Genomic DNA, 20498 nt, shown 5'->3' with positions numbered 1-20498 from the left:
GGCGGGCGCGAGAAGGCCTCCTCGGAGATCGCGACCGTGAGGTCGTCGATGCCGTCGAGCTCCCCGGAGCGCTCCGCCGAGCCCTCGAGCGACAGCCGCACGCGGCGGTCGCCCGTCCGCTCGGTGACGAGGGTCAGCCCCGCGGGCACGTTGTCGGCGGTGACGGCGTCCGCGAGGCTGTCGCCGTCGGCGAACGTGCCGTTCGCGAGCGTCAGGTCGATGCTGTTGCCGATCGACCCGTCACCGGCCTGCGCCTCGGTGAACGTCCGCGACGACACCGAGACGGCGCTGATCGGGTCGTAGACCGAGCTCGGCAGCTCGTCGCTCAGCGACGGTGCCGCCACCGCGTCGGCGGCCCAGCCGGAGGGCTCCTCCCCCATCCGGAAGCTCAGCTCGCCCCCGGCGGTGAGCTGGTCGTACGTCACCCAGGTGCGCTCGAACGACGCACCGTTCAGGCGTGCCGACTGGATGTAGTAGGCCTCGGGCGACACCCCGTCCGCGGAGATCTCGAAGGTCCGGCCGGTGGGATAGCTGATCCGCACGTTCTCGAAGAACGGCGTGCCGATCTGGTACTCGTCGGATCCGGCGGCCACGGGGAACAGGCCCAGTGCGGCCGCGACGAACGTGGACGACATGGTTCCGGTGTCGTTGTCCATCGTGGGCAGGAAGCCCTGCGGATCGTTCCGGAACACCTTCGTCCGCACCGGCGGGGTGAGCTCACCACCGCTCGACGGCGCCTCGCCCGTGCTGCCGGTCGCGATGTAGCGGTTCCACGTCTCCTTCGTGTAGATGCTCCGCACCCAGTGCTGGGTCCTGGCCGGGGCGCCGACGTAGTTGAACAGGTACGGCGCCTGCAGGTCGATCTCGTTCGCGTTGGCGTGCAGCATGCGCCTGCCGTCCTCGGGCGCGTGCTCGCCGAACATGAAGCCGAGCGCCTTCCGCGCGGTCTCCTCGCCGCCCATCTTGCCGATGAGCCCGCCCATGTCGGCCGCGGTGTACCAGTGGTACTGCCACAGCGTGCCCTGGTAGAGATTCGCGGCCTCGAACCGCTCGGGGTCCGCGTCGACCCAGGCGCCGTTCGCGTCCTTGGGGAAGATCAGTCCGGTCGTGGTGCCGTCGGCCAGGGTGACGGCGTCCGGCTTGAACAGGTTCGTCCAGTTGGCGGCGCGCAGACGGTACCGCTGCGCCTCGTCCGTCTTCCCGAGCGCGTCGGCGATGATCGCCATGGCGCGGTCGTCGTAGGCGGTGCCCAGCGTGTCGTCCACCTCGTTCGCGATGTAGCCGCGGCGTGCGTTCCCCTCGTCGGCGTACCCGCCCTGCGACTGCGAGACGAGGGCGGGCCAGGCCTGGGCGAGGCCGCGCAGCTGCGCGCCCTTGGCGATCGCGTCCGCCACGACGACGGCCGCGCGCTCGAACCGTACGGTGGGCACCGAGTGGGTGACGTTCGACAAGGAGCCCTTTCCGGTGCTCGCGAACGATCCGTAGAGGTCGACCACCGACTGGGCCATGTCGCGGAACACCTCGGGGTACCCGACGGCGAGGATCTCGTACTTGCGGAAGTCGTCCCAGAACCCCCAGCCGTCGTAGTGCGTGTCACCGTCGGCCTGGTGCACCTCGCCGTCGAGGCCGCGGTACGTGCCGCTCGTGCTCGTCGCGTTCACCGGGGTCCCGAACATGCGGTACAGGTGCGTGTAGAACAGCGTTCGCAGCTCGCCGTCCGGATCGCTCGTGGCGGACGCCGTCACGGCGAGCCGGCCGAGGATCTCGTTCCACGCGGCCCGCGTCTCCGCGCGCACCTGCTCGAAGGAGCGGTCCCCCATCTCGGCGGCCAGGTCGGTCCTCGCCTGCTCGACGCTGATCGGTGACACGGCCACCGTGAGCCCCACCTGCTGCCCCGCCTCGACCTCGAAGTCGACGACCGCGCCGACGTCGGTGCCCTCGCGCTGCGGTTGCGTGGTGAGGTCACCGGGTCCGGCCCAGGTGCGCACGCCCGTGGCCGGGGCCGTCGTCTCGACGTAGTAGTACATCCGGTAGTCGTAGCCGTTGAAGTGGCCCGTGAAGTCGCCGGAGAGCGCGACGCGCCCGTCGTCCAGCGTCTCGTACCCGAGCGAGGCGCCCTTGCGGCTCGTGAAGTTGTTGCGCAGGTCGAGCACGAGGGAGGCGGTCCCGGCCGCCGGGAACGTGAAGCGGTCCTGCCCCGTGCGCACGTCCGTGGTGGCCTCGGCGCGGATCGCGCCGGCGTCGGTCGCGAGGTCGACGGCGTAGTACCCCGGTTCGGCCTCCTCGTCCGCGTGGCTGTAGTCCTTCGCGTACGTGCCGGTCCCCGGGCGGCTCGTGTACTCCTGGTAGGTCGGCACGACGAGGAGGTCGCCACCGGCGCCCGAGCCGCCCACGCCGTTGAGGTTGGTGTGCGTGAAGCCTGCGATCTGGTCCTCGGCGTGGTCGTAGCCCGAGTGCGAGCGGCCCGGAGCCGTCATCGGGTTGATCTTGACGATCGAGTTCGGTGCCTCGGCGCCGACGAGGTCCTGGCCGAAGTCGTCCTCGGTCGAGACGAAGGGGTTGACGAGACCGGCGTAGTCGGTCTCGTCCACCGCCGCGGCGGCGGCCGGTCCTGCGCCGGCGGAGACGCCGGCGAGACCGGTTCCGGTCAGGGCGAGCGCCGCGAGCGCGGCGAGCAGACGGGCTGGACGAGGTGCGTGGGACATGACCAGTGGTTTCTCCGGCTCGGTGGGGTGTCAGGGGTGGGGGACGCCGGCCTCGGCGAGCGCCTCCGCGCGCGCCCGTGCGACCAGCTCCTCGGTCCGCCGCCGGCCGCGACGACGGTGCAGGACGGACCAGGTCGCCAGGAGCGCCGCCAGGAGCAGGACGAGCAGCTGCGGCCACGGCATCGCGAGCACGGTCGTCCGCGCGCTCGCCGGCTCGACGCCGCCGAACGAGAGCTCGTCGGAGACGGGCAGGGGCCGCGCCACCACGGTCACGTCGTAGGCGCCGAGCGGCCAGGCGTCCGTGAGGCGGACGGTCCCGTGCCGCGTCTGCCCCGGCGCGATCTCGACGATCTCCGCCCCCTGCACGGTGCGATCGCGGAGGCCGAACGGGCCGGACAGGGTGATCTCGGGCCGGGTGTCCAGACGCATGTTCCCCGTGTTCCGGAGCTCGTACGCGACCTCGACCACGCCCGCCTCGAAGGGGTTCGGACGGCCCGTGTAGGAGGCCGACGCCGCCAGGCCGAGCGACGGGTCGAGCTCGCCCGTGACCCGTGTCATCACCCGGAACCCGACCCGCGACTCGACCCCGACCTCGCCCCCGCCCGTCGAGTGCACGCTCGCGGCGACGCCCGCGGCGTGGTCGCCCGGCTCGGCGTCGTCCGGGACGGTGACGGTGAACGGCACCACCTCGGCCGCGCCCCCGGGGACGGTCACGCTCTCCGGCAGCTCGATCCAGCGACCGGCCGCGACCGACTCCTGGTCGGAGGGCAGCATGTTGAAGCGGCCGGTCTCGGTGAAGTACCCGTCCGCGGACGACAGCCGGAACTCCACCGTCTCGTCGCCGTGGTTGGTGACGACCATGTGCTCGGTGCGCGACTGACCGGGATCCGCCTCCCACTCGACCCAGGCACGACCGTCCTCGCCGTTCTCGTCCCCGGGACGCACCGACCACGTCACGGCGTCGCCCTCGGCGGCGGCAGGCGCGGCCACGAGTGCCGAGGCGGCGACGAGCGTCAGGCCGGCGAGCGTGGCGAGCGCGTTCACTCGAACAACGACAGGGTGATCGTCGAGGAGTAGCTTCCGGCCGTCACGTCCGCCGGGACCACGAGGTCCAGGTCGGCGACCGCGCTGAACCTGCCGCCCGCGGCGTTGGCGTCGGCCGACTCCGCGAGGTACAGCAGCTCCTGGTCACCCAGACCCGGGTCCGACGGAGCCACGTCGCCGCCGACCTCGACGAAGGGCTCCCCCTCGCCCTCCCCCGCGACGAGCCGGGGCGACCAGCCGAGGTGGCTCGCCTCGATCGTGTTCTCGCCCACCTCGTCGTGGAAGTCGCTCGCGGTGCCCATCACGTACCAGAAGGCGCCGTCCGGGATGTCGCCGGGCGCACGGGTGTCGGTCACCGTGACCTTCGGCAGGGTGCCGGTGAAGACGCGCTCCAGCCCCGTCGACCGGCCCTCGGTGAGGACGGTCGAGTCGCTCTCGACAGTCATCGCGAGGGATCCCGGGCCGGTGAGCGGCTCGATCTCCACGCCGACGTCGACGCTCCGGGTGTTCTGGTCGTCGTCGGCCATGGCGGCCGAGCCCGCCGACGCGAGCAGCGCGGCGCCGAAGGCGATCACGCTGCCGCGCAGCACGAGGGTGTTCTTGTCCACGTTCGTTCTCTCCTGGTTCCGGGTCCTGTCGTCGCGAGGCCGCACGGCGTCGCGTGAGGGTTCGGGCGTGCTGGTTCGGGTGTGCTGGTGCGGGCGCTGCGGCTCAGCCGGCGGCCGGGTAGGAGGCGGTCCTCGTCGTCGTCACCGTCTCGCCGCCGATCCGCCCCGTGACGGTGACCGTCACCTCGCCGGCCGGGACGGACGTCGCACGCGAGCTCATCGACACGCTCGCCGACCGCCCGGGCTGCACGGCAGCGAACGACTTGGTCCCGTAGGCGGTCTCCACCACGACGTCCACCGGGACGTCCTCGTCGTTCGTGACGACCGTCGACACGTACTGCGTGCCCGCCAGCACGCGCGTCGAGACGTCCACCGACACGTCCGGCTCGGTGGCGTCGTCCGCCTTGGCGAGCACGACCTCGTCCACGACGCTGTTCACCGGGAGGGCGACGCCGTTGGCCTGGCTGCGCAGGGTGCGCACCGTGATCGTCTCGTCGGTGACCTCGATCGCCGAGTAGTTGCGCACCTTCTCCTGGTTGATCACCGAGGCGAACCACGCCTCGGGCGCCCGGGTGTCGTAGTACTTCGAACCGCTGGCCGAGTTCGCCGTGACGTACAGGGCCTCGCCGTCCTCGGCCTCGACACGCTCCTGGCCGGCGACCTCGGCCGGGTCGGCGAGCTCGCCGTCCTTGATCAGGTAGCTGCGCGTGTAGTTGTGGTCGTGCCCCATCAGCACCATGTCGAAGCCCAGCTCGGAGATCTTCGCCGGCATGCTGGCACGCCGGTCGATGATGTCGCTGTCGTTCGTGTGCGCGGCCACCGAGTAGATCGAGTGGTGGAAGGCGAGCACCTTCCACCTCGCCCGGTCGCCCTGCTCCGCCACGACCTTCTCCAGGAAGGCGTTGTGGGAGCCGTAGTCGCGGCTGTTCGAGTTGATGTTGACGAACAGCACGTCCTTGTAGAGGAACCAGTAGTCGCCGCCCGACGACGTCCCGTTGGACGCCGCACCGGACGCCAGGTCCTCGTTCGGCACGTTGAAGTGCTGCTCGTACGCCTTCGACCCGACGTCGTGGTTGCCGTTGGTCACCACCAGCGGGACGCTGCGGACCTGCTCGGGCTTCAGGAAGGTGTCGTACTCGGCCTCGCTCGAGGCGGTGTTGACCTGGTCGCCCGCCGAGAACAGCAGCTCGGCGTCCGGGTAGGTCTGCGTCGCGACGTTCAGCGTGTCGATCCAGCCGGCTTCGTCGGCAGCCAGGTTCCCGGACGCACCCACCTGGGGATCGCCGAAGAACAGGAAGGAGAAGTCGCCCGAGAAGTCCTGCGTGCGGAAGGTGTGGGCGTCGGACCAGCCGGTCTCCGCGCTGCCGACGCGGTAGACGTACTCGGTGTTCTCCTCCAGGCCGTCGAAGGTCACGTCCCGGAAGAACTCACCGCTCGTGGTCTCACCGCCCTGCGTCGGCTCGATCGTGCGGGCCGACGCGGGAAAGGCACCGTCGACGACGTCCGCCGCCCTCGCGAGCTGGGCGACCTGCGGCACGTCGGCGGTCGAGTACCAGGTCAGGTTGCGTTCGGCCTGGGTGGCGCCCACGTGGAGGGCGACGTCCGCGATCTCCGGTTCGGCGGCCGGCTCCGCCGGGGCCAGCGACGCCAGGTCGAGGTAGATGTCGCTGCTGGTCTCGCGGTCCTGGTAGAGCGCGACGGCGATGGTGTTCGCACCGGGCTCGAGCACGTCCGCCGGGACCGTGAACGTGCTGGTCAGCGGGTCGCCGTTGCTGGCTCCCGCGTAGGTGACGTTCTGGTTCGCGGCCTGCGCCACGCGGCCGTCCACGAACCCGGCGACCTTCGTCCCGTTGACGTAGACGCGCACGGCGTCGTCGTACGTGATCGTCCCCGTCAGCGAGTCGAGCTGGGCGAGCTGCGCCTCCGAGACCTCGAACCCGGTGCGGAGGTGGTAGGTCGGCACGGTGTTCTCCGAACCGTCCAGCCGGTACCGGAGCAACGTGTTCGCGACGAAGCCGCTCCCGAGGTCCGCAGCGCCGCGCTTCGACCCGAACGGCCCGACGGCCTCGTCCCACGCGGAGTCGTCGAAGCCGGCGGTGGTCCACGACAGCGATCCGTCGCCCGACGGGTCCGTGCCGTCGTCCGAGTACTTCCAGGCGTCGGCGGTCGTGAGGAGCGCCTCGCCCGCGGCGGCCTCCGCCTCGGCACGGACCGGCTGGACGCCGGCCGCGGTGGCGGGGAGCGAGGCGGCGAGACCTCCCGCCAGGACCGAGAGGAGAGCGAGGCCCGCGAGCCGGCGCCGTCCGCTCCTGTGCTTGCGCGAGTGGCCGACAGGAGTCGGCGACGCCGTGGTCTTCAGCAAGAGGTCACACGCCAATCTTGAGTTCCGTGCAGCGGGATGGGAGCGCGTCCATGGCGCCGACCGCCACCCTGCTCACCTCAGATGACCTGGTCAGGACGTTCCGATGAACACCAGGTGCCGCGCAGAGGAAGGATCACCGGACGCCGTCGCACGCGATGTCAGCGCGGCCGCTCCGCCACCCGGCCGAGGTGCAGCACGACACCGGTGACGCCGTCCTGGATGCTCGCCAGCCCCGCCTCGAGCGCGTCCTGGCCGCGATCCTCCGCGGAACCGCGCGAGGTCGCACCGTCCCAGATCACGGCGGTGACGTTCCCGGTCGGCTCGGCGAGCTGCGCACCGACGACGAGGAACTGCTGGTCGAGGCGCTGCGCGCTCTCGAAGCCGAACACGTCCACGACACCGTCCCCCAGCCCGACGATCAGGTCCGGCTCGACGCCGAGCGCGCGGTCCAGGGCCTCGCCGACCGGATCCGTGCCCTCCGCCTCGACGGGAAACTCACGCAGGTCCGCGCCGTTCGCCGAGGCCACCGCCCGGGTGGCGGACAGCAGGGTCGCGGAGGCATCCGAGTCGTCAGGCATGATCGCGGCGATCCGGTACCCGTCCAGGCCCGGCACCGACGCGGGCGGCGTCACCTCGATCGTCCGCCCCGGCTCGGGCACGACCTCGTAGGCGGTGCCCGTCGGGCCGGGTGTCATGTCTCCCCCGCCGGCCGAGCACCCGGACGACACGGCGCCCAGGGCCACGAGCAGCGCGATGCCGGATCTGGTACGCCCCTGTGTCACCGCGGTAGTGAAGCCCGGCACGATGATGCGGTGGTGGCCGCCAGGTGTCCGGCGGGCGAACGCGCGGACCGACGTGGGCCACGGCTCACAGCACGAGGACGAGCTTGCCGCCGGGGCGGCAGCGAGGCGGCGAGCCCCCTCAGCCACGCAACCGGGTGGTGGACAGGCCGCCGTCCACGTCGATCGTCCCGCCGTGGACGAAGGCTGCCTCGTCGGACGCAAGCCAACGGACCGCGAATGCTATGTCGACCGGCCGCACCGGCACACCGGCGGGCGTCCCGGCGGTCATCATCGCGAGCGTCTCGCGCGAGCCGGCGTTCCCGGGGGTGGCCGTCGCGCCCGGTGCGACGGTCGACACCCGTACACCGTGGGGCCCGAACTCGGCCGCCCACGCACGCGTCAGCTGTTCGACAGCGGCCTTCGTCGCCGGGTAGAGGCCCATGATCGGCACGCCGACGCGGGCCATCCACGAGCCGACGTTCACGATGACGCCCGAGCCGCGGGCGACCATCGCCGGAGCGAGCGCGGCGACGAGCACGTGCGGCGCCCGGACGTTCGTGGCCCAGAGCGACTCCATCTGGTCGTCGGTGATCGCCGGTGTCGGCGCGTTCGGGTAGACGCCGGCATTGTTCACCAGGATGTCCACCCTGCCGCCGAGCGCCTCGGTGGCTCGGGCGGCGAGGGCACGCACGTCGTCCGGTACCGCACCGAGGTCCCCGAGCACGGCGACGGCGGATCCGCCCGCCGCGGTGATCGCGTCGACGACGGCCTGCGTCCGGTCGGTGTCCCGCCCGGCGACGGCGACGTGCGCGCCGGATGCGGCAAGGACCCTGGCGATCGCCTCACCGATACCGCTGGAGGCTCCGGTGACCAGCGCTGTCCGACCCGCCAGCCGGTCGTCGGTGGTCAGGGAGCCGAGGAGAGCATCATTCGTCTGCATGAATGGATCGTGGCCCGGCCCTGAGGGTCAGGGATTGCCCGGAACTCCAGACTCCTTGCCGGATCCCCTGCCGCCCGCCGCAGGGCGGCCCTGCCCGTCGTGGCCGGGCAGAATGGGCGTGTGGACCACGTCATCTCGGACCGGTTGGACCGTGCGCTGACCAGTGCGCTCCGCACCATGGGCAACGCGGAGCGCGCGACCCGGATCGGCCTACGGGTGTCGCAGGTGTCCCGGCCGACCGAGCTCGGGTACCAGCGTTACACGCCCTCTCTCTCGGTGGTGCTCGCGGGTCGCAAGCGGTCGATCGTCGGGGACGACGACGACGTCTGGGGCCGGGAGCGGTTCATCATCACGCCGGTGGACCTGCCCGTGATCGCCGGTGTCGTCTCGGCAGACCCGGACGCCGGCTTCGTGTCCGCGATCTGGCAGCTGGACACCCGGATCGTGACGGAGGTCGCCGCGGCGATGCCCCGGCCGCACCGGGACGACGCCCCCACGGCCCGGCTCGGCACCTGGACGCCTGGTCTTGCCGACGCGTTCGCTCGGCTGATCGGGCTCCTCGACGCACCCGAGGACATCCCGGTGCTCGCACCGCTCGTGTCGCGAGAGGTCGTCCTGCGGCTGCTGCAGACCGACCAGGCGCCACGGATCCTCGCCGCCGTCGGGAACCGCGAGGGTGACGTCGTCGCCGAGGCCACCGCCCTGCTCACCCGACGGATGGCCGAGCCCTGGTCGGTGCCGGACCTTGCCGCCGCAGTCAGGACGAGCGAGTCCACCCTGTTCGCGCGGTTCCGCCAGGTCACCGGGATGACGCCCGTGCAGTACCTCCGGCGGCTCCGGCTCGGCGAGGCCAGGCACCGCATGGTCGTGCTGGGTGACAGCGCGGCCCAGGCGGCCGCCGCGGTGGGGTACCGCAGCGCGTCTCACTTCTCCCGGGACTACCACGCACTGCACGGCCGCCCGCCGGCCGCCGACGCCGAGTGGGTACGTCAGCAGATCATGCTCAACGGGTCGAGCGTGCGCTGACCGCACCCTGCGGGCAGGTCCGGGACCATGCTCGCTCTCAGCGCCGACAGCAGGCTGCCGCGCGTGTCAGCCGGGTTCGTCGCCCTCGTCGACCCACCGCAACACATCTCCCGGCTGACAGCCGAGAACCTCGCAGATCGCATTGAGGGTCGAGAACCGAACCGCCTTCGCACGGCCGTTCTTCAGCACCGACACGTTGGCCGGACTCAGGCCGATCGCATCGGCGAAGTCGCCGACGGACATCTTCCGTCTCGCCAGGAGCACGTCGATCTCGACGACGATCGCCATCAGAGCACGCCGTCCAGCTCGATCTGGGCGTCCGTCCCGCGTTCGACGAGTCGATGGGTCACGAAGACGACACCGAGCAGGGCGACGCCGACCAAGGATCCCAGGCCGCTCGCCATCCACAGCCCCAGCTCCCCCATGTCCTCGTCGGGCATCGGGATCCCCACGAACGTCAGGTACAGGAAGAAACCGCCGGTGAGCAGCGTCGCGACGCCGACCGCCGCGCCGATCGCGATCACCCAGGGCTGCGTGCCCGGCCGGAAGAAGGTGCCCGCCTGGGCACGGAAGACGAGGGCCCCGAGGGCGGCGAGCGACACCTGCACGCAGGCGATGAACGCGATCCCGGCGGCCAGGAGGGGCACGCGGTAGGGCTCGTACGGTGGAAAGTGCCTGACCTCGTCGGCCGCGATCCCGGGCAGGATCACGACCTGGGCGAACAGGCCGAGGGCGATCCCGCCGAGGATCAACAGTGCGAGCATGCCGAAGACGATGCGACTCATGCAGCGAGCATCGTCGCGCATCGATCGATTGTCAATGGATTTCTACCGATATTCGAGCGATCATTCCCGGCCACCGCAGCCCACCTGCGCGACGACGGCGACGTACGGTTCGAACGGCACCTCGGTGCCGACCCGTCAGGTCCCCAGGTAGCGCAGCACGGCGAGCACCCGGCGGTTGTCGGCGGCGTCGTACGGCAGGTCGAGCTTCTGGAAGATCGCCGCGACGTTCTTCTCCACGGCGCCCTGGGAGAGGAACAGCCGTTCCGCGATGCCGCCGTTCGAGCGGCCCTGCGCGATGAGCTCGAGCACCTCGCGCTCCCTGCCGGTCAGCCGCACCTGGGCGACGTCTCGCTCCGAGGCGCCCATGAGCTGGGAGACCACCTCCGGGTCGAGCACCGTCTCGCCCCGGGCGACGCGCGCGAGCGCCTGCGTGAACTCTCCCACGTCGACCACGCGGTCCTTCAGGAGGTACCCCACGGCGCGCGCGTCGCCCCGGAGCAGGGTGCCGGCATACCGCGTCTCCACGTACTGCGAGAAGAGCAGCACGGGCAACCCGGGGAACTGCTCCCGCAACGCGACCACGGTGCGCAGGCCCTCGTCGGTGAACGTGGGCGGCATCCGGATGTCCGCGACCACGACGTCCGGCAGCGCCGACTCCTGCGCGAGGCGCAGGACCTCGCGCTCCAGGCTCTCGCCGTCGGGCACCGCCGTCACCTCGTGCCCCCGCCGTGTCAGCAGCGCGACGAGCCCGTCGCGCAGGATCCCCGAGTCCTCGGCGAGCACCACCCGCAGACCGCCCGACGGCGTCGTGTCCGGCCCGGTCATGCGGGGCGCCCGGTGCCCGTGCGGTGCGCACCCGCGGTGCCGGCGCGCACCGCGGGGAGCGTCATGGTCACGACCGTCGGCCCTCCGACCGGGCTGGACAGGTCGAACGTGCCGTCGACCGAACCGACGCGCTCGGCGAGCCCCGCGAGACCTGACCGCAGCCCGGACCCGTCGGGAGCGACGACGGTCGCGCCCCCGCTGCCGTCGTCGCGCACCTGGATGTGCAGGACGCCGCTGCCGCCCTCGACCCGCACGTGGACCCGCGACGCGTGCGCGTGCTTGGCCGCGTTGGTGACCAGCTCGGCGATCGAGAAGTAGACGATCGACTCGATCGCCGGGGCCAGGCGGCCGCCCGCCTCGACCGCGGGATCGATGTCCGCCGTGACCGGCAGCGGCGCGCGTGCGGCGAGCGTCTCGAGGGCCACCGCGAGGCCGCTGTCCAGGGCCGGCGGGTGAATGCCCCGGGCCAGCTCGCGGAGCTCGGCCAGGGCGTCCTTGGTCGAAGCGTGCGCCACCTCGAGGAGCTCACCCAGGGTGTCCGTCTCTCCGGCGACCAGCTGCTCGCGCGCCTCGCCGAGCTGCATGCCGACGGCGACCAGGCGCGCCTGGGTCCCGTCGTGCAGGTCTCGCTCGATGCGGCGCAGGCGGGCGTCGGCGTCCTGCACCGTGCCCGCGCGGGAGCGCTCCAGCTCGGCGACCCGCAGGCTGGCGGCCGTGGGGCCGAGCAGCACCCTGGTCAGCAGCGTCAGCAGGGCGACGAAGCCCGACTGGGCCGACGGCCACAGGACCAGCACCACCAGGCCGCCCAGGGCCACGAGCGCCAGGCCCGCCGGGTTGTGCCACGAGCTGTCCATGGCCAGCTCGGGGGGCAGCGACCAGAACCAGGTCCAGTAGGTCACGCCGCCGAACCCGAGCACGAGACAGGCGGTGCTCACGATGAACCCGAGGAGCGTCACCGGCAGTGCCGCGATCATGAACAGCAGTGCTCGCCAGCCCGCCGTGTCGCCGAGCGCTCCCCCGAGCCGCGGCCAGAAGCCTTCCCGCCTCCGGCCGGGCACGGGCGCCGCGACGTGCGTGCCCAGCAGGTCGGCCGCCAGGCGGCGGTACGTGGCGCCCCACCAACGCCCGCCCACCACGAGCCCGCCTGCAACGAACAGCCCGACGACCGTCACGGCGGCCCCGACCGTGACCGCCACGGTGGCCAGCGTGTAGAAGAGTGCGAACGGTCCCAGGAGCAGCATGCACCACAGGTAGCCGTACGCGCGCCACGTACCGGCGGAGTACGGCGCGCTCAGCAGGCGCGACGCGCCTGGTCGCAGCGCAGACCTCAGCGCCTGCGGGTCGAGGGTCATGGTCTTCATACTGCCAGCCTGGCGTGGGGCCGCGCTGTCGGAACAGGGTGCGTTCCCCCGGAGGTGGTAGGGATTTCCTCCGTGTCGGAGCGCTCGGCCGGCGGATCTGACCGAGCGCTCCGGACCGGGCTCAGGACGTCGGCGCGGGCTCCGGCAGCACGAGGGCCGAGTGGGCGGGCTGGGGCGTCGTCGCGGGCATGGCGACCAGGCCACGAAGCATGGCGTTGCGCCGCTCCAGCGCCTCGGCGGTGGTGGGGAACAGCCGGGCGCCACCCTTGTCGACCAGCGCCTGGTTCAGCGTGACGAACTCGCGGGTGTCACGCTCGTAGGCGGCGAAGGCATCGACGTGGTCACCGCGCGTGGCCAACGACCTGGCGAGCATGTAGGCGCCCACCAGCGCCAGGCTGGACCCCTGTCCGGTCAGGAACGACGGCGCGTAGGCGGAGTCCCCGACGAGCGCCACCCGGCCGCTCGACCAGAGGGGCATACGGATCTGGCCCGCCGTGTCGAAGAACAGGTCGTCCGCCTGGTGCATGGCCTTGACGATGGTGCCGACCTCCCAGCCGGCGTCCGCGTACGTCCGGGCGACCAGGTCCCGCTGCGCGTCCGGGTCCCGCCGGAGGTGGAGCGGCTGTTCCGGCTGGTGGAAGTTGAGGAAGGCGTGCAGGTCGTCGTCGGCGCCTCCGGTGGCGTAGAGCGCGGCCGCCCGGCCCGGGGTGTTCCACATGAGCAGCTCGCGCGACAGCCCGAGGGTGTTGGGCATGGTGAACACGGCGAAGCTGTAGCCGAGGTACCGATGGAACTGCTCCTCGGGCCCGAGGAGTGCTCTGCGGGTACCCGAGTGCATGCCGTCGGCGCCGACCACCACGTCGAACGTGCGCTGTCTGCCGCTGCGGAAGGTGACGTCGACCCCTCGCTCGTGCTGGTCGAGGGTGTCGACGGAGTCGTCGAACACGAACTCGACGTCGTCTCGGACCGTCTCGTAGAGCGCGGCGGTCAGGTTGCCACGTCCCACCTCCAGGTCCTGGCCCTCGACGCTCCCGGCGACTGCGGAGGGGCGCAGGACGGCCACCTCGGCGCCGTCGGCGTCGAGGAAGGTGAACCGTCCGGTGTCGATGTGCGCGGCCTGCAGCGTCGGCAGGATGCCCATGCGCCGGACCACCTCGATCGCGGTACCGCGGACGTCGATCGGGTAGCCGCCCCCACGGGGTGCGTGCGCCTTCTCGACGACCGTGACGGCGAACCCGTACCGGTGCAGCCAGTACGCCAGGGTGGGGCCGGCGAGGCTGGCTCCGGCGATCAGGACGGTGTGCGGGGCGGTGTCGGATCGAGATGTCATGACCGGACTTCCTTCTTCAGGTGACGGACGACGAGCAGGGACAGTGCGGCCACGAGGGCCGCCACGAGAAAGCCGGTGACGAAGGCCGACTCGGCGGGCACCCCGGTCACCGGGTCGTTCCCGGCGTCGAGGATCGAACCGGCGGCCTGGCCCCCCGCGACGGCACCGATCAGGCGGATCACGACCAGGAGGCTGGTGGCGATCCCCGTGTCCTTCGCTGCGACGGAGGTCGCGGTGCTGGCGAGCAGCGCCGTGGTGATCAGGCCACCGACGAAGGCGGCGAGCGCCCGCGCGACGACGAGCTGCCACACCGTGTCGTGCAGCGCCGCGACGGCGACGAGGATGCCGGCGGTGGCCACGGCGCCCGTGGTGGCCACGGTGCGTGCGCCGAACCGCTGCACGGCGAGCCCGCCGACCGATCCGGCCAGCACGCCGGCGATGGACGCGGGCATCATGAACAGCCCGATGTCGGTGGTGCCGAGCCCGAGGCCGTAGCCCTCCCCCGACACCTGGAACAGCTTGGGGACGAACGTCTGCAGCATCGCGGAGATCGCCGCGACGGCGACGGTGAGCACGGCCGCGCTCCACAGGGCGGGCGCTGCCAGCATGCGCAGCTCGACCATCGGGGAGATCGCCCGGCGCTCGACGGCCACCCAGGCCGCGGCGAGGGCGGCGACGACGAGCACCACGCCGCCGACCGCCAGCGGCGGAAGGCCGCCGCCCGTCACCACCAGCAGCCCCAGCATGAGCGCGACCAGCGTGGCGCTCAGCAGGGCCACTCCGGCCCAGTCGATGGTGGCGCCCTGGTCACCTGGCGGGTCGTTCGGCATGAGCCGGAGGACGGCCGCCGTCGCCCCGACGATCACGATCGTCGGAGCCGCGAAGATCCAGTGCCAGGACAGGCCCTCCGCCAGCGGCCCGGCGACGAGGGTCCCGACGATGCCCCCGGCGGTGAACAGCGCGCTGACCACCCCGACGGCTACCTGCGTCTGCCCCTCCGGGAAGTTCTTGCGCACCAGGATGAACGAGAGGGGCAGTGCGCCCACCATCGCGCCCTGCAGCGTCTGACCGACCAGCAGGACCGGCAGGTTCGGCGCGAGGCTCGACACCACACCACCTGCCGAGACCAGCGCCATCAGCACGAGCAGCACCCGCTTGCCGCCGTAGCGGTCGCCGAGCTTGCCCGCGATGGGCGCGACGATCGCGCCGGTGATCAGCAGGGTGCTGGCGATGAGCGCGGCCGCCGCCGTGTCGACACCCAGCTCGCGCTCCAGCATCGGACGGGCAGGGTCCACCACCGTCTGCAGGGTGCCGAGGGCGAGGGCGAGAGCGCCGAGCGCCCCGATCGCGGGGCCTCCGATACGGGCAGGGGCCGGCCTCTCGACGGGGGCCGGAGAAGCAGGAGCGATAGTCATCTCAGTCTCTTTCCGGGCTGGTCGCGGGCGGGAGCACGAACGAGGTCGGTCTGATCTCCATGTCCTCGAACCTAGGGTTCGGGCCCTGTGCCCTGACATGGTGGGAACCGCCGTGCACCCGGGAGATTTCCTCCGCCCTGCCGGGACCGCACGCCCGGCCGCGGACACAGGTAGCTGCCCCCACCGCACCGGCGATGGGAGCAGCTACCTGGTTCGCTGCTACTCGACCGAGACGGCCGCCTCCGCCGCCCGCCCCCGCGTGGCCCGCCACGCGGGCAGCAGCGTCGCCCCGAGGGTCAGCAGGACGACCAGCGCGACGATCGCCGCGTAGACCAGCGGGGACCCGGCAGGTAGCACGGACCCGAGCCGCTTGAGGCTCACCGGGACCAGGATGCCCAGCGCCGCGATGCTGCCCAGCGCGAGGCCGGTGACCGCGACGATCGCCGCCTCCAGCCCGACCATCTGCATCACCTGGCGGCGGGTCGAGCCCACGAGCCGCTGGAGCCCGAACTCGCGCTGCCGCGCCGCCGTGCTGGACACCAGGGTGTTGATCACGGTGATCGCCGAGTATCCGACGAGCAGGAGCACCATGATGTAGATCGCGTAGGACGCCGTCTTCTTCTGGTCCTCGTACTCGTCGAACAGGATCTCCCGGTCGGCGACGGTCACCCCGTCCATGGCCGTGGTCAGCCGGGTCAGGTCCACCACCAGCTGCTCCGGATCGGTGCCGTCCTGCGCGCTGACCAGGATGCGTGTCGGGAACCCGGCGGTGGTGCGAGCGGCCAGCGTGTCGGCCGGGAGCAGGAGCGTGTCGTAGTCGTCCGCGGCGGAGAACAGCGCGGCCACCCGCACGTCGAGGAGGGTGTTGTCCCCCATCCGGAGCGTGATCGGGTCGCCCACGCCGACGCCGAGGGTGCCGGCGTGCTCGTCCTCGATCGCGACCGTCGCGCCGTGCAGGTCCGCGAGCGTCCCGGCAGTGACATCGACCGGCGTGCTCGCGGCGGCGCTCCGGGCGGTGACTCCCTGGAGGGTCCAGCCCTCGCCCATCGGTGACACGTCGTGCGGGCTCTCGATGAAACCGACGCTGCTGACGTACTCGGACGCTCCGGCCACACCGGGCAGCCGGCCGATCTCCTCGACGAGCCGCGGGTCGACACGGTCCTGCGCCGTCACCACGGCGTCGGCGACGATGCTGTCGGCGAAGGCCGCCTCGTCGGCGGCGTCGTTCGTCGTCTGCAGGTACAGCATTCCGGTCGACACCCCGGTCAGCAGGATGACGGGACCCATGACGGCAGCGAGCCGGCTGGCCCGGCCACGTGCGTTGAGCACCGCGAGGTCGCCCGTGAGCCCGCCGAGAGCGCGCACCGGCCACTGGACGGCGAGGATCACCACCTTCGCCAGGACGGGGGCCAGCAACGCGAGGCCGATGGTGAACACGATGACCGCGGGGGCGGCCGTCGCCGGGGCAGCCGGGCCGCTCAGCACCGCGACGGTGACGATGGTCAGCGCGATCCCGGCCGCGACGAAGAGCAGCCCGGCCAGCACCCGCCACCCGCCGATCGTCCTGTCGTCGAGCGAGGCCTCCGCGAGCGCCTGGCTCGGCTTGGTCCGTGCGGCCCGTCGTCCCGCGCCCAGAGCACCCCCGAGAGCCGCGAGGATCGCCACCGCCATCGCCGCCACGGACGGTATCCAGCCCTGGTGGAAGGCCACACCCGCCGTGGCGATGCCCTGTCCGGCCAGGAAGTCGAACACGAGCTTGCCCAGGAGCTGGCCCGGGACGTAGGACGCGGCGGTGGCGATCAGCGCGAGCACCAGCGTCTCGCGGAGGACGAGCCGGCGCACCTGACGAGGCGTCGCCCCGATGGCCCGCAGCAGGGCCAGCTCCTTCTGCCGCTGGGCGATCGACAACCCGAGCATCGATGCCACCCCGAAGATGGACACCAGCAGCGCGAAGGCGCTGAAGACGCCCGCGAGAGAGACCACGTTGACGCTGGTCGCCGTGGCGTCACGCAGCTCCGCCCGGCCTCGTTCGTCACCGACGAGGGTCACGGTCTCGCCGTCCAGCTCGGCGTCGATCCGCTCGCGCAGGTCGTCGACGTCCGCGTCCGGCTCGGCGACCACGCCGATGGCGTCGACGGTCCCGGCCGGCGGGGAGCCCTCGAAGACGTAGGTCCTGGTCTCCTGCACGCCGGGCAGCGCCGAGATGACGCTCTCCAGCCCGGCGTCGACGCGGACGCGCTCGGGCAGGATGGCCGGCTCGTCCTCGTCGCCGCCGGGCGCGCGGTGCGTCTGGTCGCCGGCGACGACGACGTCGGCGGTGCTCAGCTGCTGGGGAGGGGTCGCCGCGCGGATGCCCGTCTCGATCAGTCCGCCGCAGGCCATCAGGACGATCGCGGCGAAGAACATGGCGAGGAAGGCGGCGACGAACGTACCCGTGCGGAAGCGCAGGGTGCGGAGCGCGAGCTGGAGCATCAGTGCTGCCCTCCCCGGGCTGTCGACGGCGCCAGGGGCGGCGCGTCCGCGGAGGCGCCCAGGTGGGTCATCCGCTCGGCCACGGCGTCCGCCGTCGGGGACCGGAGCTCGCCCACCACGCGCCCGTCGGCGAGGAACAGCACGCGATCGGCGTAGGACGCCGCGACCGGGTCGTGCGTGACCATCACGATCGTCTGGCCGTTCTCGTGCACCGAACGTCGCAGCAGACCGAGCACGTCCCGCGCGGTCCTCGTGTCCAGCGCGCCGGTCGGCTCGTCGGCGAAGACGACGGCCGGCTCGGTGATCAGTGCCCGCGCGATGGCGACCCGCTGCTGCTGTCCGCCGGACAGCTCCGCCGGGCGGTGCCTGCGCCGTTCGCGCAGGCCCACCTGTTCGAGCACGCTCGCCACCCGGCCCTTGGCCGGGCTCCGGCCCGCGAGCCGCAGCGGCAGCGTCACGTTCTGCTCCACCGTCAGGACCGGGAGCAGGTTGAACGCCTGGAAGATGAACCCGACCCGGTCGCGCCGCAGCTCCGTCAGCTCGGTCTCGCTCATCGTGCTCAGCTCGCTGTCCTCCAGGACGACCGAACCCGACGTCGGCTGGTCGAGCCCCGCGGCGCACTGCAGCAGCGTGCTCTTGCCGGAGCCGGACGGGCCCATGATCGCCGTGAACGTGCCCCGCCCGAACTGCGTCGACACGTCGTCGAGCGCGACGACCTCGTTCCCGCGCCTGCCGTAGACCTTGCGGACAGCGGTCAGCCGGACCGCATCGGTGGCTGTACCTGTGCCTGTGAGCATTCCTCGCACCGTTCCCCCGTGCCGCGCCGGGTTGCGCGGGCACGACATGACGCTACGAAGGCGCGCGGTCGGCCCACCATGGTGCCAGCCGGTCGGCCGCGGTAAGGAAAACTGCATCCTCCGCCGGGCGGCTGCGACGCCCTGGGCGGATCATTGCCCGGACAACCGCTGGTGCACCCGCTTCTGCGCGCTCTGGAAGACGATCTGGCTCCGGAAGGTGACGACCTCCCGTGGCTGGCTGAGGCGGTCGATGAGGAACGCGTGCAGATGGTCCAGGTCCCGGGCGGTCACGTGTGCGAGCAGGTCCTCGTCCCCGGCGAGGACGTAGACGGCCATGACCTCGGGCAGCTTGATCAGGGCGGCCTTGAACGAGTCGATCACATCGCGGTTGAGCGGGCGCAGCCGGATGGAGACGAACGCCTCGACCCTGCGGTCGAGCGCCGCCGGGTCGATGTCGGCGTGATACCCGCGGATGACGCCGCGGGCGCGCAGGTGCCGTACCCGTTCCAAGCAGGTGGAGGGCGCGATGCCGAGGTGCCGGGCCAGGTCGCGGTTCGTCTGCCGTGCATCGCGCTGGAGCTGTTGCACGATCGCCGAATCAAGTTCGTCCACGATCAGGATCGTATCGATCGTTCCGAACGACGTTCGGCCTCGGCCCCATGGGCGCGTTCCTGTGCTTACGCTCACGCCGATTTCCTGGCCATCCGGCACAGGACGGCCATCAGGCAGAGGACGGTACATGGGAGAGAAGGTTCGCCCGGGCGCACGCCGCGTCCCCGGGCTCGGTGTCGTGACAGGTGCGGTCATGCTGCTCGGCGCGGTGCTCGGCCCGGGGGCGCTGGCTCTGCCCACGCTGGCGGCCGAGGCCGCCGGACCCGCGTCCCTGCTGGCGTGGGCACTGCTGCTCGTCGCCGGCATCCCGGTCGCGGCGACGTTCGCGGCGCTCGGTGGCGCCTACCCCGACGGCGGAGGCGTGGCGCACTTCGCGGCGATCGCCTTCGACGGACGGATCGCCGCGGCGGTCGGCTGGTGGTTCCTGGCGGCAGTGCCGCTCGGCGTCACGGCCGCCGCGCTGATGGGCGGGCACTACGTCGCGGCCGCCGTCGGCGCAGGTCCCGGGTTTGCCACGGGCGTCGGCCTCGGGCTGCTCGTGGCGTCGTTCGTCCTGAACGCCGTCGGCCTCCGCGCGGCGGGACGGATCCAGGTCCTGAGCGCCGCAGTCATGGTGATCCTCCTGGTCGTGGCCGTCGCGGTCTCGCTCGGCGGCGTGCGCTCCGAGGCGTTCGCACCGTTCGCCCCTCACGGGTGGACGAGTGTCGGCACCGCGGCCACCACCCTGTTCTTCGCGTTCGCCGGCTGGGAGGCGGCCACCCATCTCTCGGCGGACTTCGCGGACCCTCGTCGCGGCCTGCGGCGCGCGACGACGCTCACGCTTGCCCTCGTGAGCGTGCTCTACCTCGGGCTGGCGGTCGCCACGCTCGGCGTCCTGGGCCCTGCCGCCGGACGTGATCCGGCGCCGCTGCTCACTCTCCTGCATCGGGCGTTCGGCACCACCGGCACCGCGCTGGCCACCACCGCCGCTCTGCTGCTGACCTTCGGGGCCATCAACGCCTACCTGGCCAGCGGCGCCCGGCTGGGCGCGGCGCTCGGACGGGACCGCGCACTGCCGCAATGGCTCGTGGGCAGGACGATGCCGGGGCGTGAGCCACACCGTGGCCTGGCGTTCCTCGCCGTCTGCTGCCTGGTCGTGGCCGGGCCGGTCCTCGGCGGTCTCGTCACCCTCGACGGGCTGGTCCGCGCCACGTCCGCGCTGCTCGCGGCGGTGACCCTCACCGGGACCCTCGCCGGTGCCAGGCTTCTCCGCGGAGGCGCGCGCGGCAACGCCGTCGTGGCCTCGGCGTTCCTCGCTGTCGTGCTGGTGTTCTGCGGCGCACTGCTCGCGATTCCTGCCGTCGTCGGTGGTGCCGCGTTGACCCGTCACCGCCTCGGCGAATATCATCGACGCCTCAGCTAATCCTATTAGCCCAACGGCTAATAGGCATTGCC

General features: G+C 72.1%; 16 protein-coding genes and 2 pseudogenes. 2 read left to right on the top strand and 16 right to left on the bottom strand.

Annotated features, from left to right (window positions below):
* Positions 1 to 383 precede the first annotated feature (383 nt).
* From ACIBBF_RS16710 to ACIBBF_RS16680, 7 genes and pseudogenes are all read right to left on the bottom strand, one after another.
* Positions 384 to 1868 (bottom strand): annotated as a pseudogene (locus tag ACIBBF_RS16710) (glycoside hydrolase domain-containing protein); the annotation flags it as partial.
* Between the two features lie 6 nt (positions 1869 to 1874).
* Positions 1875 to 2705 (bottom strand): annotated as a pseudogene (locus tag ACIBBF_RS16705) (hypothetical protein); the annotation flags it as partial.
* Between the two features lie 30 nt (positions 2706 to 2735).
* Positions 2736 to 3749 carry a WxL protein peptidoglycan domain-containing protein gene (locus tag ACIBBF_RS16700; RefSeq protein ID WP_397415341.1) on the bottom strand — a complete coding sequence of 338 codons (1014 nt, stop codon included), beginning with the start codon at positions 3747 to 3749 and terminating at the stop codon, positions 2736 to 2738.
* Positions 3746 to 4357 (bottom strand): hypothetical protein, encoded by a 612-nt coding sequence (locus ACIBBF_RS16695; protein WP_397415338.1) that lies wholly within the window; start codon positions 4355 to 4357, stop codon positions 3746 to 3748. Before ACIBBF_RS16695 ends, ACIBBF_RS16700 begins: the two co-directional genes overlap by 4 nt.
* A gap of 103 nt (positions 4358 to 4460) precedes the next feature.
* Positions 4461 to 6719, bottom strand: a complete 2259-nt coding sequence (locus tag ACIBBF_RS16690; protein WP_397415336.1) for a fibronectin type III domain-containing protein — start codon at positions 6717 to 6719, stop codon at positions 4461 to 4463.
* A gap of 158 nt (positions 6720 to 6877) precedes the next feature.
* Positions 6878 to 7501: a hypothetical protein gene (locus ACIBBF_RS16685; RefSeq protein ID WP_397415334.1), complete on the bottom strand. Its 624-nt coding sequence runs from the start codon at positions 7499 to 7501 to the stop codon at positions 6878 to 6880.
* A 139-nt stretch (positions 7502 to 7640) separates the two neighbouring features.
* Positions 7641 to 8441 carry an SDR family NAD(P)-dependent oxidoreductase gene (locus tag ACIBBF_RS16680; RefSeq protein ID WP_397415332.1) on the bottom strand — a complete coding sequence of 267 codons (801 nt, stop codon included), beginning with the start codon at positions 8439 to 8441 and terminating at the stop codon, positions 7641 to 7643.
* A 120-nt stretch (positions 8442 to 8561) separates the two neighbouring features.
* On the opposite strand from ACIBBF_RS16680, the gene ACIBBF_RS16675 reads away from it, so the two are divergent.
* On the top strand, positions 8562 to 9467 hold the full coding sequence (locus ACIBBF_RS16675) for an AraC family transcriptional regulator N-terminal domain-containing protein (protein WP_397415330.1): 906 nt from the start codon (positions 8562 to 8564) through the stop codon (positions 9465 to 9467).
* A 66-nt stretch (positions 9468 to 9533) separates the two neighbouring features.
* Here ACIBBF_RS16675 and ACIBBF_RS16670 read toward each other — a convergent pair whose 3' ends face one another.
* The 9 genes from ACIBBF_RS16670 to ACIBBF_RS16630 all read right to left on the bottom strand — a co-directional run bounded on the left by ACIBBF_RS16670 (position 9534) and on the right by ACIBBF_RS16630 (position 19064).
* Positions 9534 to 9755: a helix-turn-helix domain-containing protein gene (locus ACIBBF_RS16670; protein WP_397415328.1), complete on the bottom strand. Its 222-nt coding sequence runs from the start codon at positions 9753 to 9755 to the stop codon at positions 9534 to 9536.
* The gene (locus ACIBBF_RS16665; RefSeq protein ID WP_397415326.1) at positions 9755 to 10252 is read right to left on the bottom strand and encodes a DUF2975 domain-containing protein; all 498 of its coding nucleotides are present in this window, start codon (positions 10250 to 10252) and stop codon (positions 9755 to 9757) included. Before ACIBBF_RS16665 ends, ACIBBF_RS16670 begins: the two co-directional genes overlap by 1 nt.
* A gap of 135 nt (positions 10253 to 10387) precedes the next feature.
* Complete coding sequence (locus tag ACIBBF_RS16660) at positions 10388 to 11077, bottom strand: response regulator (RefSeq protein WP_397415324.1); 690 nt, start codon at positions 11075 to 11077, stop codon at positions 10388 to 10390.
* Entirely contained in the window at positions 11074 to 12438 is a 1365-nt protein-coding gene (locus ACIBBF_RS16655; protein WP_397415322.1) for a sensor histidine kinase, read from the bottom strand. The genes ACIBBF_RS16660 and ACIBBF_RS16655 overlap by 4 nt, the downstream gene beginning before the upstream one ends.
* Before the next feature lie 121 nt (positions 12439 to 12559).
* On the bottom strand, positions 12560 to 13768 hold the full coding sequence (locus ACIBBF_RS16650; protein ID WP_397415320.1) for an FAD-dependent monooxygenase: 1209 nt from the start codon (positions 13766 to 13768) through the stop codon (positions 12560 to 12562).
* The gene (locus tag ACIBBF_RS16645) at positions 13765 to 15183 is read right to left on the bottom strand and encodes an MFS transporter (RefSeq protein WP_397415318.1); all 1419 of its coding nucleotides are present in this window, start codon (positions 15181 to 15183) and stop codon (positions 13765 to 13767) included. Before ACIBBF_RS16645 ends, ACIBBF_RS16650 begins: the two co-directional genes overlap by 4 nt.
* A gap of 219 nt (positions 15184 to 15402) precedes the next feature.
* Positions 15403 to 17655, bottom strand: coding sequence for an FtsX-like permease family protein (locus ACIBBF_RS16640; RefSeq protein ID WP_397415316.1), 2253 nt, complete (start codon positions 17653 to 17655; stop codon positions 15403 to 15405).
* Positions 17655 to 18452 carry an ABC transporter ATP-binding protein gene (locus ACIBBF_RS16635; protein ID WP_397415314.1) on the bottom strand — a complete coding sequence of 266 codons (798 nt, stop codon included), beginning with the start codon at positions 18450 to 18452 and terminating at the stop codon, positions 17655 to 17657. Before ACIBBF_RS16635 ends, ACIBBF_RS16640 begins: the two co-directional genes overlap by 1 nt.
* A gap of 150 nt (positions 18453 to 18602) precedes the next feature.
* A complete protein-coding gene (locus tag ACIBBF_RS16630; RefSeq protein WP_397415311.1) occupies positions 18603 to 19064 on the bottom strand; it encodes an Lrp/AsnC family transcriptional regulator in 462 nt (153 codons plus the stop codon).
* A gap of 127 nt (positions 19065 to 19191) precedes the next feature.
* Here ACIBBF_RS16630 and ACIBBF_RS16625 point away from each other — a divergent pair, with 127 nt between their 5' ends.
* Positions 19192 to 20466: an APC family permease gene (locus tag ACIBBF_RS16625; protein WP_397415309.1), complete on the top strand. Its 1275-nt coding sequence runs from the start codon at positions 19192 to 19194 to the stop codon at positions 20464 to 20466.
* Positions 20467 to 20498 lie beyond the last annotated feature (32 nt).

Source organism: Promicromonospora sp. NPDC050880, assembly GCF_044456525.1.
In the GTDB taxonomy this organism is placed as follows: Bacteria; Actinomycetota; Actinomycetes; order Actinomycetales; family Cellulomonadaceae; genus Promicromonospora.
This window is presented reverse-complemented; position numbering and strand designations above follow the sequence as displayed.

Excerpts from the sequence above, each read along its gene's own strand:
- ACIBBF_RS16660 (WP_397415324.1), bottom strand. The coding sequence starts at position 11,077 with ATGACCGGGCCGGACACGACGCCGTCGGGCGGTCTGCGGGTGGTGCTC.
- ACIBBF_RS16645 (WP_397415318.1), bottom strand. The coding sequence starts at position 15,183 with ATGACTATCGCTCCTGCTTCTCCGGCCCCCGTCGAGAGGCCGGCCCCT.
- ACIBBF_RS16655 (WP_397415322.1), bottom strand. The coding sequence starts at position 12,438 with ATGAAGACCATGACCCTCGACCCGCAGGCGCTGAGGTCTGCGCTGCGA.
- ACIBBF_RS16625 (WP_397415309.1), top strand. The coding sequence starts at position 19,192 with ATGGGAGAGAAGGTTCGCCCGGGCGCACGCCGCGTCCCCGGGCTCGGT.
- ACIBBF_RS16635 (WP_397415314.1), bottom strand. The coding sequence starts at position 18,452 with ATGCTCACAGGCACAGGTACAGCCACCGATGCGGTCCGGCTGACCGCT.
- ACIBBF_RS16665 (WP_397415326.1), bottom strand. The coding sequence starts at position 10,252 with ATGAGTCGCATCGTCTTCGGCATGCTCGCACTGTTGATCCTCGGCGGG.
- ACIBBF_RS16680 (WP_397415332.1), bottom strand. The coding sequence starts at position 8,441 with ATGCAGACGAATGATGCTCTCCTCGGCTCCCTGACCACCGACGACCGG.
- ACIBBF_RS16650 (WP_397415320.1), bottom strand. The coding sequence starts at position 13,768 with ATGACATCTCGATCCGACACCGCCCCGCACACCGTCCTGATCGCCGGA.
- ACIBBF_RS16670 (WP_397415328.1), bottom strand. The coding sequence starts at position 9,755 with ATGGCGATCGTCGTCGAGATCGACGTGCTCCTGGCGAGACGGAAGATG.
- ACIBBF_RS16640 (WP_397415316.1), bottom strand. The coding sequence starts at position 17,655 with ATGCTCCAGCTCGCGCTCCGCACCCTGCGCTTCCGCACGGGTACGTTC.